The sequence below is a fragment of the Nocardia sp. NPDC056000 genome, from assembly GCF_042269265.1.
Lineage (GTDB): Bacteria > Actinomycetota > Actinomycetes > Mycobacteriales > Mycobacteriaceae > Nocardia.
In genome coordinates, this window is sequence record NZ_JBHJXS010000011.1 from 378,852 (window position 1) to 392,344 (window position 13,493).

Here is a 13,493-nt window from a genome sequence, read left to right on the forward strand (position 1 = left end):
CTCGTATGACGGCCCGAAGATGGAGCAGCGGCCGAACGGAAAACCGTTCGGCCGCTTGATATCAGCTCGCGTAGGCGCGCAGTCTGTCGGCGCGCTCACCCTTGCGGAGCTTGGACATGACCTCGCGTTCGATCTGGCGGACGCGCTCGCGGGACAGCCCGAAGAGCTTGCCGATCTGATCGAGGGTGCGCGGCTGGCCGTCGTCCAGACCGTAGCGCAGCCGGATGACCTGCTGTTCCCGCTCGTCGAGGGTGGCGAGCACCACTCGGACGTCGCGATGCAGCAGACCCGCGATCACCGCGGACTCGGCCGAGGTGGCCTCGGAATCCTCGATGAAATCGCCGAGCGGGGCCTCTTCGTCATTGCCGACCGGCATATCCAGCGATACCGGATCGCGGCTGTGGTCCAGCAGATCGGCGATCTTCTCCTGCGGGATACCCGATTCGCGGGCCAGTTCGGCATCGGTGGCCTCGCGCCCGAGCTGCTGATGCAGTTCGCGCTTGATCCTGGCGAGCTTGTTGACCTGCTCCACCAGATGCACGGGCAGCCGGATGGTGCGACTCTGGTCGGCCATACCGCGGGTGATCGCCTGACGAATCCACCAGGTGGCATACGTCGAGAACTTGAAGCCCTTGGTGTAGTCGAATTTCTCCATGGCGCGAATCAGACCCAGGTTGCCCTCCTGGATCAGGTCCAGCAGCGGCATACCGCGGCCGGTGTATCGCTTGGCCAGAGAAACCACGAGGCGCAGGTTGGCTTCGAGCAGGTGCTGGCGGGCGGACTGTCCTTCGCGAACCAGGATCGCGAGATCCTTCTTCTTGGCCGCGGACAATCGCTTACCCGTCTCCAGCAGGTGCTGAGCGTAGAGGCCCGCCTCGATGCGCTTCGCCAGCTCGACCTCGTCGGCGGCCGTGAGCAGCGCGGTCTTGCCAATGCCATTCAGGTACACGCGTACCAGGTCGGCTGCGGGGCTCTGGGCGTCGAGGTCCTGTTCGCTGATGCGCACGTCAGTGGTGGCGGGGCTTGTCATGACTTGCCTCCTGTCGGTGGTGTCTCGCTCCGTTCAACGGACCCGACATCAGGAAAGTTCCCAGCGATGGCGCTTATAAACCGTATCTGAGCTGCGGTTTCCGCTATCGACGGCTGAGAAGTTCCTGAGAAGGGCGTACAGTGCGGAACTTCGGAACCCGATCGGCGGCCATCGTTATCCGGGTGGTTGCCGCCGCCGGAACCCGAACTTCGGAGCGCGGCAATCGAATACGTGTGTACGGGCCTTGCCCTGCCGCTGGTCGTTCGAGTCTCTGTGTAACGATCCGCAGGTCGGAGGCATTCCAGAGGTACCCGCCGGATGAGATCCAAACGTGAGATAGCTCACGGAGATCAGATAAACGCCTGGTCACGGCGCGGAAACGAACCGGCCGCCGAGCGGAGTGCGTCGGCGGCCGGAAGTCGGGCACGGGGCTGAGGTGTCAGCGCGGATGGACAGGTGCGTCAGCGTGGATGGATCAGGCCGTGCCGGACCAAACCGACCACCACGCCCAGTACCGCGGACTCGAATTCGGGGGTGGCCGCGCCGCCGGTCTCACTGAAGGCCAGCAGTTCCACCAATTCACTCAGCGGCAGCCCGTCCGGGCGCATACCGGCCAGCAGTGCGGCGGTGGTGTCATCCACCTCGTGCTGCCAGAGCGGACCGTCGCCGCGGTGCAGGCGGGCCACCTGCTGCTCCCAGCCTTCGGCCCCGGGGAGGTAGACGCGTTCCAGCGCGCTCTTGGAATCGACTTCGAAACGGCTCGCCAGCACCAGGTCCGGATCGGTGGCCACCGCGCGCAGCCACGCCGAGCGCTCGAAGTAGCGGCTCGCCTCATTGCCCAGCGGATCCTCGAAGGGATGGGTGAGGTCCTCGGCCAGGATTTCGGTGGGGCCTTCTATATCGCGCAGATAGACCACGCCGAAGCCGATGCCGTCGACCTTGGCGTCGGTGAACGCCTGCAACCAGCGCTCGGCCTGTTCCTGCGCCTGCGGTTCGCGCGGATCCAGTCCGGCGTCGCGCAACCAGGTTCCGACGTACAGCGCGGGATCGGCGATATCGCGCTGCACGATCCACGCGTCCACGCCCTGATCGGGCAGCCAGCTCGACACCCGCGCGCGCCAGTCCTCACCCTCCACGTGCACCCAGGAGGCCAGCAGCGCGGCCGTGCCGCCGGGGTTCAACATGGCGGGCATTCCGGAGATGACGAGTTCGCTCGCACCGTCCATGGCGAGGCCGCTATCCCTATATGTGTGCTCGACGCGCGCCGGGCCGACCACGAACGGGGGATTGGCGACCACCTGATCGAAGCGGCGGCCCGCGACCGGCTCGTACCAGGAGCCCTGTCGCAGTTCGATATCCAGGCCGTTGAGCGCGGCGGTGGCCTCGGCCAGCCAGAGCGCGCGCTTGTTGAGATCGGTGCCGGTGACCTGCTTGCCGTAGGACGCGGCGTGAATGGCCTGTACGCCGCAGCCGGTGCCGAGATCGAGCACGGTGCCGACCGGACGGGTCGGGGTGGCGCGCAGCAGGGACAGGGATGCCTGGCCGACGCCCAGCACGTGATCGGTGTCCAGGGTCCGGCGGCGCATGGAGTCGTCGAGGTCGGACAGCACCCAGCGGGTGCCGTCGCCGAGATCGAGCGGGCGCAGATCCAGTGCGGGACGGATATCGCCGCCATCGCGTTCGAGCAGTCCGGCCGCGACCGCGCGGTCGATATCGACCGGGGCCAGCGCGGCCGCCACCTCGCGCTCGGGTATGGCGTCGCCGAGCAGCAGCAGGCGCACCAGCGTGCCGAGCTCTCCGGCCGTGCGGGCGGCGCGGCGTACCGGCACCGGTTCGGAGCGCCACAGCGCGGCGTGCGCCTCGTCGCCCAGGACTTCCAGGAGAGAGTCGGAGTCGTAGCGGACCCGGGTCAGCGCGGTGCGCAAGTCGGGGGCCAGGTCGGCGAGCAGGGACGAGGCGGTCGTCTGATTCGTCGGCATGAGTGCGAACTCTGCCACCGCAATCTTCGGGCATCTCCGGGCGGTCCCGATTCGCGCGTCGGTTCGATCGGTTCGCCGAATGTGCGCCGGTGCCGCGGCGCGTGAATTCCCGCTCACTTCAACATCATTGAACGATCTCACCTGCGGTTATTTCGACCGCTCGGACCGATATTCGTTGCTACTGTGACCTAGTTCACAAGGGAGGTATCGCGGATGACATCCGATATCGAGACCGGCGGACCCGAGCCGGACTGGCAGCAGATCTACGACAGCCCCGAATTCCAGCGACTACGCCGGCGCTTCCGGCTCTTCGTCTTCCCCATGACCGCACTGTTCCTGGCCTGGTACGCGCTGTACGTACTGCTCGCGGACTACGCGCACGATTTCATGGCCACCAAGGTCGCCGGGAATATCAACCTCGGGCTGATTCTCGGCCTGCTGCAATTCCTCTCGACCTTCGTCATCACCGGCGTGTACGTGCGCTATGCCGATCGCAGGCTGGATCCGATCGCCGATGCGATCAGGGATGAAGTGGAAGGTCCGCGCGCATGACCGTATATATGGCGACGGCCGTCGAGGGCAGTCGGCCGGGGCTGAACATCACCATCTTCGCGATCTTCGTGGTCATCACGCTGGGCATAGTGTTCTGGGCCAGCCGCGATACCCGAACGGCCACAGACTATTACGCGGCCGGGCGGGCGTTCTCCGGACCGCAGAACGGCATCGCCATCTCCGGCGACTATCTGTCCGCCGCCAGCTTCCTCGGTATCGCGGGGGCCATCGCGCTGTCCGGCTACGACGGCTTCCTCTATTCCATCGGATTCCTGGTGGCCTGGCTGGTAGCGCTGCTGCTGGTCGCCGAATTACTGCGCAACACAGGCAAATTCACGCTCGGCGATGTGCTGGCCTTCCGGATGCGACAGCGTCCGGTGCGGGCGGCGGCGGCCACCTCCACGCTCGCGGTGAGTCTGTTCTATCTGCTTGCGCAGATGGCGGGCGCGGGCGTGCTGGTATCGCTGCTGCTCGGCGTATCCGGCGGTGCCGGACAGAATCTCGTGATCGCGGTGGTCGGCGCGATCATGATCGTGTACGTGCTGGTTGGCGGTATGAAGGGCACCACCTGGGTGCAGATCGTCAAGGCGGCGTTGCTGATCGCCGCCGCCGGTGCCATGACCGTCTGGGTGCTCGCCAGGTACGGGATGAACCTGTCCAGCCTGCTACAGGACGCGGTCGATCACGGTGGCAAGGTGGGGGAGAAGCTGCTCGAGCCGGGGGTGAAGTACGGCAAGAACGGGACGTCCAAACTCGACTTCCTGTCTCTCGCACTGGCTCTGGTGCTCGGCACGGCGGGTCTGCCGCATGTGCTGATGCGCTTCTATACGGTGCCGACGGCTAAGGACGCGCGGCGGTCGGTGGTCTGGGCCATCGGGCTGATCGGCGTCTTCTACCTGTTCACCCTGGTGCTCGGCTACGGTGCGGGCGCACTGGTCGGACCGGAGAAGATCGCCAAGGCGCCGGGTAAGGAGAATGCCGCCGCACCGCTGCTCGCGCTCGAACTCGGTGGTCCGGTGCTGCTGGGATTCGTTGCGGCCGTGGCCTTCGCGACGATCCTGGCGGTGGTCGCCGGGCTCACCATCACCGCCTCGGCCTCGTTCGCGCACGATGTGTACGCCAATGTCATCAAGCGCGGCAGTCCCGATGCCAAGGACAATGAGGTGACGGTCGCGCGCGTCACCGCGGTGGTGATCGGCGCGCTGGCGATCGTGGGCGGCATTCTGGCGAAGAACCAGAATGTTGCCTTCCTGGTTGCCCTGGCGTTCGCGGTGGCGGCTTCGGCGAATCTGCCGACGCTGCTCTACTCGCTGTTCTGGCGGCGTTTCAATACCGCCGGGGCGCTGAGCAGCATCTACGGTGGGCTGGCGGTCACCATCGTGCTCATCGTGTTCTCCCCGGCGGTTTCCGGGACGCCCACGTCCATGATCAAAACCATGGACTTCCACTGGTTTCCGCTCGCGAACCCGGGGCTGGTGTCCATCCCGGTTTCGTTCGCTTTCGGCTGGCTGGGAACGGTGCTTTCCTCGGAACGCAATAATGCGAAGTATGCCGAGATGCAGGTGCGATCCCTGTCCGGCATAGGCGCGGAAAAGAAATAGTAATAAGAGATTAAAGAAATTGTCGCTACGGTGTCGCTGAAAACCGTTCCGGCATTGCAAGATCGAAAAATTCGAAGATCAAAAATACTGCTACGCAACGTGGTTGGGCTGTGTATGCTTCGGTCATGCACAGCCCCACTGCGAGGTGGGATGATGGCGAGGCGGTGTTCCAGGTGGACGTCAACAGGCTCCGAATGCGCCGTGCGACGATTATTGTCGTCGCACTCGGCGTACTGGTCCTTGCGGCGACCGGAGTGTTCGATCGATTGTTGCTCGGCGTATTCATAAGCGCCGGACTGGCTCTCGGTTGGATCAATGCGCAAGTGACGTGGATGTCCATTGTCCGCATCACCGATGCGGAAACTCCGAGCAAGCAGAAGCTCGCATTGTCCTCAGCCGCGCGCTTACTCATACTCACCGGCCTGTCCATTCTCGTCGCGTTCTTCACGCGCCCCTACGGGGTCGGAATCTTCTTCGGGCTGGCCGTCTTTCAATTGATTCTGGTACTGCACACCGCATTGCCCGAAGTGAAAGGGCTCCGACAGCAGCCATGAGCCATCCCGTCGCCCAGCTGACCGCAAATATGATCCTGAGCGCCGATGAGGGCTCGGAGCCGAAGATCCACGTCGGTGATCACGCCGTCGCGCACCTGTGGGGCCTGGAGTTCAATGTCGACACCATCGTGTCGACGACCGTGGCCGCGCTCATCGTGCTCGGACTCGCCTTCTATCTGCGCGTCAAGCTCACTTCCGGTGTCCCCAACGGTGTTCAGCTGTTCTTCGAGGCCGTCACCGTGCAGATGCGCAATCAGGTGGAGACCGCCATCGGCATGCGCGTCGCCCCCTTCGTGCTGCCGCTGGCGGTCACGCTGTTCACGTTCATCCTGCTGTCCAATTGGTTGTCGGTGCTGCCGGTGCAGTACGGCTCCGGGGAATTGATCGCCCCGCCGGCCTCGGATGTCAACTTCGTGTACGCGCTGGCGCTGTTCGTATTCGTGGCGTATCACGCCGCGGGTGTATCGCGGCGCGGGCCGGGCACACACGCCAAACAATTGCTCAAGGGCCACACCGGTTGGGGCCCCATGGTTTTCATCAATGTGATCGAGGAAATCGCCAAACCGCTTTCCCTGGCGCTGCGACTTTTCGGCAATATGTTCGCCGGTGGCGTCATGGTCGCGGTGATCACGCTGTTCCCGTTCTGGATCAGCTGGGGCCCGAATGCGATATGGAAGTTGTTCGACCTTTTCGTCGGCGCGATCCAGGCATTCATCTTCTCCCTGCTGACCGTCCTCTACTTCAGCCAGTCGATGTCGCTGGAGGATGAAAAGCACTGATCGGCACCGCTGTTCGGTGAGGATTTCCACAAAGGAAGTGAAAAATGGCAGACCCAGCAACCGCGAGTATCATCCAGGGCGCTCTTATCGGCGGCGGCATCATCCTGGCGGGCGGTGCGATCGGCGCTGGTATCGGTGACGGTCTCGCCGGCGCGGCATTGATCAATGGCGTTACCCGGCAGCCCGAGGCGGAAGGCCGCCTGCGCGGTAACTTCTTCCTGACCGTCGGTCTGGTGGAAGCGGCGTACTTCATCAACCTGGCGTTCATGGCGCTTTTCGTATTCGCAACTCCCGGTAAGTAGCGTAATCATGTCTCCGAGAACAGATGTGGAGGCCGCGGGGAACTTCCTGATTCCCAACGGCACCTTCTTCGTCGAGCTGGCGATCTTCCTGATCGTGCTCGGGGTCATCATGTTCTTCGTGGTCCCGCCGATCCGAAAGGTGCTGGCGGAACGGGAGGCTCGGGTCGAAGAGACGGCAGCGACCGCGAAATCGGCGACCGAACTGTTCGCCGAGGCCGAGGCCAGATACCAGACCGCACTGGAACAGGCTCGGTCCGAAGCGGCCGAGATCCGGAACCAGGCGCGTGCCGAAGGCCGGGCAATACTCGAAGAACTCCGTGGCGACGCCAAGAACGAGGTCGATCACATCGTCGCCGAATCCTCGGCACATTTGCGTGCCGAGGCCGATCAGGTCGCCGCCGAACTCCGCGAGGACGTCGAACCGCTGGCCCAGAATCTCGCCGATCGCATGCTCGGCGTGAAGGATAGACCCCGGACCAGCGCCGGTCAGCAGAGAGGCAGGGGGACGCCCTGATGCACACGAACGGCGTACTCGCCGAGGCGATTTACGACATCTCCTTCGATTGGCCGGTGTTCTTCAGCCAGCTGTTCGGGTTCGTCGTCATCGTATGGATCTTCGTGAAATACATCTTGCCACCATTGAAGAAGATAATGACCAAGGCGCAGGACACCGTCCGGCGTCAGCTGGAGGAGAGCGCGGACGCGGCCGATCGGCTGACCGACGCGAAATCCGCCTACGACAGCGCCATCGCCGAAGCCAAGGCCGAACTCGAGCGCATGCGGGCCGACGCCCGCACCGATGCCGATCGCATCATCGCGCAAATGCGGGAGGCGGCGGCCGAGGAAGTCGAACGGGTCCGCAAACAGGGCCGCGATCAGATCCTGCAGTACCGCAGGCAGTTGATGCGCGATCTGGAGGCCGATCTCTCGGCCGCCATGCTGGCTCTCACCGAAGAGAAGGTGCGCGAGCAGATCGGCACCCCACAGGCCAGGTCCGAGAGCGTGGAGCGTTTCCTCGCCGATCTCGAGGCCCTGGCCAACTCGACCCCGGCCGTACGGCAGCAGCCGCAGACCGGGTTGAATTGATCAGAAATCGTGTGACATAGACACGGTTAGTCCGGATCCCGGCCGGTCAGGCAGTAGTGCTGACCGGCCGGATCGGTCATTACCAGCCATTCCCGGCCCCACCGCACGCGTCGCGCGCCGAGTTCTTCATGCCAGGTCGCGGTCTTGCCGATATCGTCGCAGGCCAGATCCAAATGCGCGCCGGTCGGGCGGTCTTCGTCCAGGCGTTGCAGCAGCAGTTTCACCGGCAGCGTGAAATCCGGTGTGAGCCTGGAGTATTCGGGCAGGGTGCCGGGCGTCCAGCGCCAGCCGGTGAGCTCGGTCCAGAAGCGGACCTCCTCGACGTGATCGGCCGCGCCGATATCCAGGCAGACCTGATCCAGTCGGCTGCGATCACCCTCCGGACCGGTGACCACGGGTGCGATATCACCCTCGTTGCCCGCCGGAGTCAGGCAGAAGATCATTCCGTGCGGCGACTTCAGCACGGTGTAGTCCGGATGTTCGAGAACCACTGTGGCCCCGAGCTTTTCCGCTCGCACCGCCTCCGCCCGGACATCCTCGACGTCCAGATCCAGATGGACGCGCGGGCCTTCGGGCACGGCCTGCATCTTCACCGAGGGTGCGCCGGAATCCGGTAGCAGCGTGAGGAATTCAGAGTTCTCGCCGCGTTTGGCCGAGAGTGTGCTTCCGGTGATGGTGCGCCAGAACTCCGCGCTCTCGTCGAATCGTGCCGCGGGAGTGTCGATGAACGCCCAGACCCATCGAATCGTCATACCGTCTCCAAACTCTCGCGTTGCCAGTCTTTGCGGAACGTCTTGCGGTAGGTCAGCGGCGGCACCCCGAGTTCGGCGCGCATGTGATGCCGCAGCGAGGCCGCGGTGCCCATACCCGCGGATCGGGCCACCTCGTCGATCGCCAGATCGGTGGTCTCCAGCAGTTGGCGAGCGTGGCGCAGGCGCTGCTGCAATACCCATGCGCCGGGGGCCATTCCGGTTTCGGCCTTGAATCGGCGGGTGAAGGTGCGCACGCTCATGCACGCGTGCGCGGCCAGGGTGTTCAGGTCCAGTTCTCGATGCAGTTGATGCAGCGCCCACAACCGGGTGGGTGCGGTGCCGTCATTGCCCGGTTCGGGGACCTGCTGTTCGATGAACTGCGATTGCCCACCCTCGCGCCACGGCGGGACCACGCAGTAGCGGGCGGCGTTATTGGCCACCGCGCTGCCGTGATCGGTGCGGATCAGATGCAGGCACAGATCGATGCCCGCGGCCAAACCCGCTGAGGACCAGATGTTTTCGTCCTGTACGAAGAGCAGGTTCTCATCGAGCCGGACCGCCGGATACAGCGAGCGGAACATATCGGCGAAATTCCAGTGTGTGGTCGCGCGCCTGCCATCCAGCAGGCCCGCCGCGGCCAGGACGAACGCGCCGGTGCAGATGGAGACGATGCGGGCGTCCGGGCGAATCGCGCGCAGGGCCTCGGTCAGTTCCGGCGGCAGCACGCCCTGGGTGCGCGGTTCCGCGATTCTGGTGCCGGGCACGATCACCGTATCGGCGCGGGCGAGCAGTTCCGGGCCGAACTTCGGGATCACCAGGAAGCCGTTGGTGCTGGAAATCGGCTGTCCCGCTTGCAATCCGCAGATCTGCACGTCGTAGAGCGGACGGCCCGATTCGTCCTTGGCCTCGCCGAGCACCAGCGGCGGAATCGTCATATCGAATCCGATCAGCGGTTCCAGTGCCAGTACGGCCACCAGATGCGGTGTGCCCATCACCGGCCTCCTCTCCCTCAACAATGGCCGGATATTGACGCATTGTGTCATTCAGGCCACTCGTTCGCCAGCCCGGAATCCGTCACGCTCATTCGGTGACCGAACTGCGCTCCGATTCCGATGTCGAATCACCCCGAGGCTCCGCACCCTTGCGCTCGGGCCGCCTGCATCCGGCCTGGATCGTCGCGGCGGTCGGCTTCGTCGCACTGGTGGGCGCGGCCGCCTTCCGGTCGGTGCCCGGCGTGCTCATGGAACCGCTGCACGAGGAGTTCGGCTGGTCGCACGGCACCATCGGGGCGGCCGTCTCGGTGAATGTGCTGCTGTACGGCCTGATTTCACCGTTCGCGGCGGCGCTGATGGATCGCTTCGGGATTCGGCGGGTGGTGGCGGGTGCGCTGCTGCTCATCGCCACCGGGGCGGGGCTCACCGTATTCATGACCCAGCCCTGGCAGCTGATGGCCACCTGGGGACTGCTGGTCGGCGTCGGTGTGGGATCCATGTCCATGCCGTTCGTGGCCACCATCACCGGGCGCTGGTTCGTGCGGCAGCGCGGGCTGGTGACGGGCGTGCTGACGGCGGCGGGCGCGGCCGGGCAGCTGGTATTCCTGCCGCTGATCGCGCGGCTCGCGGGCGATTACGGTTGGCGCACACCATCTCTCGTGGTGGCGGGGACCGCGCTGGTGGTGGTGCCGCTGGTGCTGCTGTTCATCCGGGACTATCCCAGCGATATCGGCCGCACCGCGTACGGGGCCGAACCCGGCAGCATGGTCGGCGTGCGCACCCAGGCTCCGGGTGGGGCGGGGCGGGCGCTCACGGTGCTCTTCTCGGTGGCCCGCAAGCCCGTATTCTGGCTGCTGGCAGGCGGTTTCGCGATCTGCGGCGCGTCCACCAACGGTCTCATCGGCACCCATTTCGTGAGTGCCGCCCATGATCACGGCATGCCCGCCACCACCGCGGCCGGATTGCTCGCGCTGGTCGGCATTTTCGATGTGGCCGGAACCATCGCCTCGGGCTGGTTCACCGATCGCGTGGATTCGCGGTATCTGCTGGTCGGCTACTACTCGCTGCGCGGACTGTCGCTGCTGGTGCTGCCACTGCTGTTCGGGCCGGATGTGCAGCCGAGCATGTGGGCGTTCATCATCTTCTACGGCCTGGACTGGATCGCCACCGTGCCGCCGACGGTCGCGCTGTGCCGTCAGCATTTCGGTGACGACGGTCCGGTCGCCTTCGGCTGGGTTTTCGCCTCACATCAGATCGGCGCGGCCATCGCGGCCTTCGGTGCGGGTGTGATCCGCGATGTGCAGGGCAGCTACACCATGGCCTGGTTCATCGCGGGCGGATTGTGCGGGCTGGCCGCGCTCATGTCCGCGAGCATTCGCCGCAGGAAGCCCGAGGATGTCTCAGCTGTCGATGGCGTTGTGCGGGCGTGAATCGAGCGCCTTCTGATTGCGCCGCCCGTCCCAGCGGCTGGGTTCGTCCTTGCTGCGGGGCGGGCGGTCGTTCGCGCCCAGCACCGCGATCCACGGCAGCGGAATCGACACCCCGATGATCAGCAGCGAAATCACCCAGTTGTGCCAGATGCCGTACGCGATCGCCGCGCCCACCAGGCATGGAATCCGGAAAGCCATGATCATCACATAGCGTCGCACCCGATTGCGATGCTGCTGCTCCAGCGACGTCGCCGCCTCGGTGATCAGCGTCGGATGGTCCTTCTCACCCCGGAAGAACCCCGCCGGTTTGCGCTCCGGCATGGGAATCGAACCGGCAGGAAGGAATTCGACCTCCGGGCGATCATCGCCGCCCGAGACCTCGGCCCCTGATTCGCCATCACGCTGCATACCTCGAGTCTTGCACTCCCGCCTGTCGAATGCACATGCCGGTTGCCGCCCGCCGGTGACCTGGCATCATGGACGGGTGAGCACAGACACCCTGGTACGTCCGGAAACGACCACCGACGAGTCGACCGACAACGACACCCCCAAGGTCTTCCACTACGTGAAGAAGAACAAGATCGCCGAAAGCGCCGTCATGGGCACCTTCGTGCAGGCCCTGTGTGGCGAGGTGTTCCCGGTCACCCGCTCCGCCAAGCCGGGCTCCCCGGTCTGCGAGGAGTGCAAGCGCGTCTACGAGATGATGAAGAAGGACTAACTGTCCTTCCGGAGTCCGTATAGGCGGCGAACGGTCTGCCGCGCCGAGCGGGCGCGGGGGTGCGCCGACGGCGCTGAATCGGCGGGGGCCGCGGCGAAGGCGCTCTCGCCCGCCGTGGCTATCACCGTCGCATGATCCTCGACGATCCATTGTCCGCATACACAACGCAGGTAGCGGACGGTTCGGTGTGCGGAGACGAGGGTGGGGTCGGGCCAGGAGCAGGTGGGGCAGGTGGCGGGCATGCCTCCACCCTGATGTAATGGTTCAGTGCATTTCAACCCTTACGGTGGGGTGGCGGCGGAGATCGCGGCTCGGCTGGTGAACGCGGGGGCGGACGAGGATCTCGAGGGGTTGCTCGTCGACGCCGGATATCGGCCGGTGGGGGCCATCGATGCGCGGCAGGAAGCCGAATTGCGGCGCTGGATAAAGGAACTCGACGGGGTGTTCACAGCGCCCACGGTCGAGTTGCTCAATGGGCTGCTTGCCGAGACCACTCATCGGCCGTATATCTCGACCCATGACGGGCGGGCTCCGCATATGCACTATTCGCAGGAGACCGCGCCGATCGATGAACGTGTGAAGGCTTACACCGCGTTCGGGTTGGCGACGCTGTTCTGTGAGGATCCGGCTCGGATCGGGCGGTGTGATCGCGAGGGGTGCGAGATCGTCTTCATCGACACATCGCGTAATGGCAAGCGGCGGTTCTGTTCCACCCGCTGTTCGACGCGGGTGCACGTGGCGGCGCATCGCCGCCGGGGCGGGGACGGGCGTTGATCGCGGGGGTGCTGCGGGAGACCGCGGCCGATGAGCGGCGCGTGGCGCTGACACCCGATGATGTGCGGCGGCTGTGTGCGGCCGGTCTGGGGCTGGTGGTGGAGGCCGCGGCTGGAGCCGGTGCGGGATTCGATGATCGCGCCTACGAACGTGCCGGAGCGCGATTGGTGGCAGATCCCGCGATGGTTTTCGAGTCGGCGGATCTGATCGCGTGGGTGAAACCGCCTGTCTATCAGCTGGATTCGATGCCGTTGCGACAGGGGCAGGTGCTGATCGGATTTCAGGATCCGATCGTGCGGGCCGAACGGATCGCGTGGTTGCGCGAGCGCGGGGTGGAATCGGTGGCGTTCGAGCAGGTGCCCGGTGATAGCGGGTCCGATACCGACGCGCTGTCCGCGATGAGTCGCATCGCCGGGGTCATCGCCTATACGGAGGGGCGCGGGCTGCTGGCCGAGGACACGCGCGACCAGCCGCTGCGAACGCTGGTGCTGGGGTGCGGGCACGCGGGCTTGGCGGCACTCGGCGCAGCGGCACGGCATGGCGATGAGGTGATCGCCGTGGGACATCGCGCGGCGCAAAGGGATAGCGCGAGTGCGCACGGTGCGGGAGGATTCCTGCTCGATTCCGAGATATCCGCACTGCTCGAACGGGAGCGGATCGATCTGGTGATCTGCGCGGCCGTGCGCCGGGGAGAGCGTGCACCGGTAGTGCTCGGCGCTCGCGAACTCGCCGCATTGCCGTCCGGGGCGGTCGTGGTCGACCTCACCGGCAAGGCGGGCGGGAACTGCGTCGCCACGGTGCTGCACACCACGGTCACGCTGCCCGGTGGCGTCATCGTCACCCATCGCTCGAACTATCCGGCGCGCGAACCCATCGCCGCGAGTCACGCCTACAGCGCCGCGGTCGCCGCAATGTTGCTGTCCCGCACCCATTGATGCCGAACG

General features: G+C 65.3%; 16 protein-coding genes. 11 read left to right on the forward strand and 5 right to left on the reverse strand.

Annotation, left to right across the window (positions count from 1 at the left end):
• Window positions 1-61: 61 nt before the first annotated feature.
• Together ACFC4D_RS31390 and ACFC4D_RS31395 are read right to left on the reverse strand one after the other, a co-directional pair.
• A complete protein-coding gene (locus ACFC4D_RS31390) occupies window positions 62-1,030 on the reverse strand; it encodes a sigma-70 family RNA polymerase sigma factor (RefSeq protein WP_364631520.1) in 969 nt (322 codons plus the stop codon).
• A gap of 461 nt (window positions 1,031-1,491) precedes the next feature.
• Window positions 1,492-3,009, reverse strand: a complete 1,518-nt coding sequence (locus ACFC4D_RS31395; RefSeq protein ID WP_376068622.1) for a methyltransferase — start codon at window positions 3,007-3,009, stop codon at window positions 1,492-1,494.
• 213 nt (window positions 3,010-3,222) lie between these two features.
• Between ACFC4D_RS31395 and ACFC4D_RS31400 the strand changes: the two genes are divergently transcribed.
• From ACFC4D_RS31400 to ACFC4D_RS31430, 7 genes are all read left to right on the forward strand, one after another.
• A complete protein-coding gene (locus ACFC4D_RS31400) occupies window positions 3,223-3,561 on the forward strand; it encodes a DUF485 domain-containing protein (RefSeq protein WP_375954116.1) in 339 nt (112 codons plus the stop codon).
• Window positions 3,558-5,162 (forward strand): cation acetate symporter, encoded by a 1,605-nt coding sequence (locus ACFC4D_RS31405; protein WP_376068624.1) that lies wholly within the window; start codon window positions 3,558-3,560, stop codon window positions 5,160-5,162. Before ACFC4D_RS31400 ends, ACFC4D_RS31405 begins: the two co-directional genes overlap by 4 nt.
• A gap of 125 nt (window positions 5,163-5,287) precedes the next feature.
• Window positions 5,288-5,716, forward strand: coding sequence for a hypothetical protein (locus tag ACFC4D_RS31410; protein WP_375954112.1), 429 nt, complete (start codon window positions 5,288-5,290; stop codon window positions 5,714-5,716).
• A gap of 29 nt (window positions 5,717-5,745) precedes the next feature.
• The gene (gene atpB / locus ACFC4D_RS31415) at window positions 5,746-6,495 is read left to right on the forward strand and encodes a F0F1 ATP synthase subunit A (RefSeq protein ID WP_375955967.1); all 750 of its coding nucleotides are present in this window, start codon (window positions 5,746-5,748) and stop codon (window positions 6,493-6,495) included.
• A gap of 44 nt (window positions 6,496-6,539) precedes the next feature.
• On the forward strand, window positions 6,540-6,797 hold the full coding sequence (locus tag ACFC4D_RS31420) for a F0F1 ATP synthase subunit C (protein ID WP_364631538.1): 258 nt from the start codon (window positions 6,540-6,542) through the stop codon (window positions 6,795-6,797).
• Between the two features lie 7 nt (window positions 6,798-6,804).
• The gene (locus ACFC4D_RS31425; protein WP_364631541.1) at window positions 6,805-7,311 is read left to right on the forward strand and encodes a F0F1 ATP synthase subunit B; all 507 of its coding nucleotides are present in this window, start codon (window positions 6,805-6,807) and stop codon (window positions 7,309-7,311) included.
• Complete coding sequence (locus tag ACFC4D_RS31430; RefSeq protein WP_375954110.1) at window positions 7,311-7,883, forward strand: hypothetical protein; 573 nt, start codon at window positions 7,311-7,313, stop codon at window positions 7,881-7,883. The genes ACFC4D_RS31425 and ACFC4D_RS31430 overlap by 1 nt, the downstream gene beginning before the upstream one ends.
• Before the next feature lie 26 nt (window positions 7,884-7,909).
• On the opposite strand, the gene ACFC4D_RS31435 is transcribed toward ACFC4D_RS31430, so the two are convergent.
• Window positions 7,910-8,635: a VOC family protein gene (locus ACFC4D_RS31435; protein ID WP_376068625.1), complete on the reverse strand. Its 726-nt coding sequence runs from the start codon at window positions 8,633-8,635 to the stop codon at window positions 7,910-7,912.
• Entirely contained in the window at window positions 8,632-9,627 is a 996-nt protein-coding gene (locus tag ACFC4D_RS31440) for a GlxA family transcriptional regulator (protein ID WP_376068627.1), read from the reverse strand. The genes ACFC4D_RS31435 and ACFC4D_RS31440 overlap by 4 nt, the downstream gene beginning before the upstream one ends.
• A 104-nt stretch (window positions 9,628-9,731) precedes the next feature.
• Between ACFC4D_RS31440 and ACFC4D_RS31445 the strand changes: the two genes are divergently transcribed.
• Window positions 9,732-11,057 carry an MFS transporter gene (locus tag ACFC4D_RS31445; protein WP_376068701.1) on the forward strand — a complete coding sequence of 442 codons (1,326 nt, stop codon included), beginning with the start codon at window positions 9,732-9,734 and terminating at the stop codon, window positions 11,055-11,057.
• On the opposite strand, the gene ACFC4D_RS31450 is transcribed toward ACFC4D_RS31445, so the two are convergent.
• Window positions 11,028-11,378, reverse strand: coding sequence for a DUF3099 domain-containing protein (locus ACFC4D_RS31450; protein WP_375955961.1), 351 nt, complete (start codon window positions 11,376-11,378; stop codon window positions 11,028-11,030). The genes ACFC4D_RS31445 and ACFC4D_RS31450 overlap by 30 nt on opposite strands.
• A gap of 163 nt (window positions 11,379-11,541) precedes the next feature.
• On the opposite strand from ACFC4D_RS31450, the gene ACFC4D_RS31455 reads away from it, so the two are divergent.
• The 3 genes from ACFC4D_RS31455 (at window position 11,542) to ACFC4D_RS31465 (ending at window position 13,484) form a co-directional block, all read left to right on the forward strand.
• Window positions 11,542-11,775, forward strand: coding sequence for a DUF3039 domain-containing protein (locus ACFC4D_RS31455; RefSeq protein WP_375954105.1), 234 nt, complete (start codon window positions 11,542-11,544; stop codon window positions 11,773-11,775).
• Window positions 11,776-12,042: 267 nt separating this feature from the next.
• Window positions 12,043-12,549, forward strand: a complete 507-nt coding sequence (locus tag ACFC4D_RS31460; RefSeq protein WP_376068629.1) for a CGNR zinc finger domain-containing protein — start codon at window positions 12,043-12,045, stop codon at window positions 12,547-12,549.
• Window positions 12,546-13,484, forward strand: coding sequence for a hypothetical protein (locus ACFC4D_RS31465; protein ID WP_376068630.1), 939 nt, complete (start codon window positions 12,546-12,548; stop codon window positions 13,482-13,484). The genes ACFC4D_RS31460 and ACFC4D_RS31465 overlap by 4 nt, the downstream gene beginning before the upstream one ends.
• Window positions 13,485-13,493: the final 9 nt, after the last annotated feature.

What these genes read in the sequence shown, in the direction of transcription:
- ACFC4D_RS31440 (WP_376068627.1), bottom strand. Translation starts at nt 9,627, where the DNA reads ATGGGCACACCGCATCTGGTGGCCGTACTGGCACTGGAACCGCTGATC.
- ACFC4D_RS31410 (WP_375954112.1), top strand. Translation starts at nt 5,288, where the DNA reads ATGCACAGCCCCACTGCGAGGTGGGATGATGGCGAGGCGGTGTTCCAG.
- ACFC4D_RS31430 (WP_375954110.1), top strand. Translation starts at nt 7,311, where the DNA reads ATGCACACGAACGGCGTACTCGCCGAGGCGATTTACGACATCTCCTTC.
- ACFC4D_RS31425 (WP_364631541.1), top strand. Translation starts at nt 6,805, where the DNA reads ATGTCTCCGAGAACAGATGTGGAGGCCGCGGGGAACTTCCTGATTCCC.
- ACFC4D_RS31450 (WP_375955961.1), bottom strand. Translation starts at nt 11,378, where the DNA reads ATGCCGGAGCGCAAACCGGCGGGGTTCTTCCGGGGTGAGAAGGACCAT.
- atpB (WP_375955967.1), top strand. Translation starts at nt 5,746, where the DNA reads ATGATCCTGAGCGCCGATGAGGGCTCGGAGCCGAAGATCCACGTCGGT.
- ACFC4D_RS31420 (WP_364631538.1), top strand. Translation starts at nt 6,540, where the DNA reads ATGGCAGACCCAGCAACCGCGAGTATCATCCAGGGCGCTCTTATCGGC.
- ACFC4D_RS31390 (WP_364631520.1), bottom strand. Translation starts at nt 1,030, where the DNA reads ATGACAAGCCCCGCCACCACTGACGTGCGCATCAGCGAACAGGACCTC.
- ACFC4D_RS31405 (WP_376068624.1), top strand. Translation starts at nt 3,558, where the DNA reads ATGACCGTATATATGGCGACGGCCGTCGAGGGCAGTCGGCCGGGGCTG.
- ACFC4D_RS31395 (WP_376068622.1), bottom strand. Translation starts at nt 3,009, where the DNA reads ATGCCGACGAATCAGACGACCGCCTCGTCCCTGCTCGCCGACCTGGCC.
- ACFC4D_RS31400 (WP_375954116.1), top strand. Translation starts at nt 3,223, where the DNA reads ATGACATCCGATATCGAGACCGGCGGACCCGAGCCGGACTGGCAGCAG.
- ACFC4D_RS31435 (WP_376068625.1), bottom strand. Translation starts at nt 8,635, where the DNA reads ATGACGATTCGATGGGTCTGGGCGTTCATCGACACTCCCGCGGCACGA.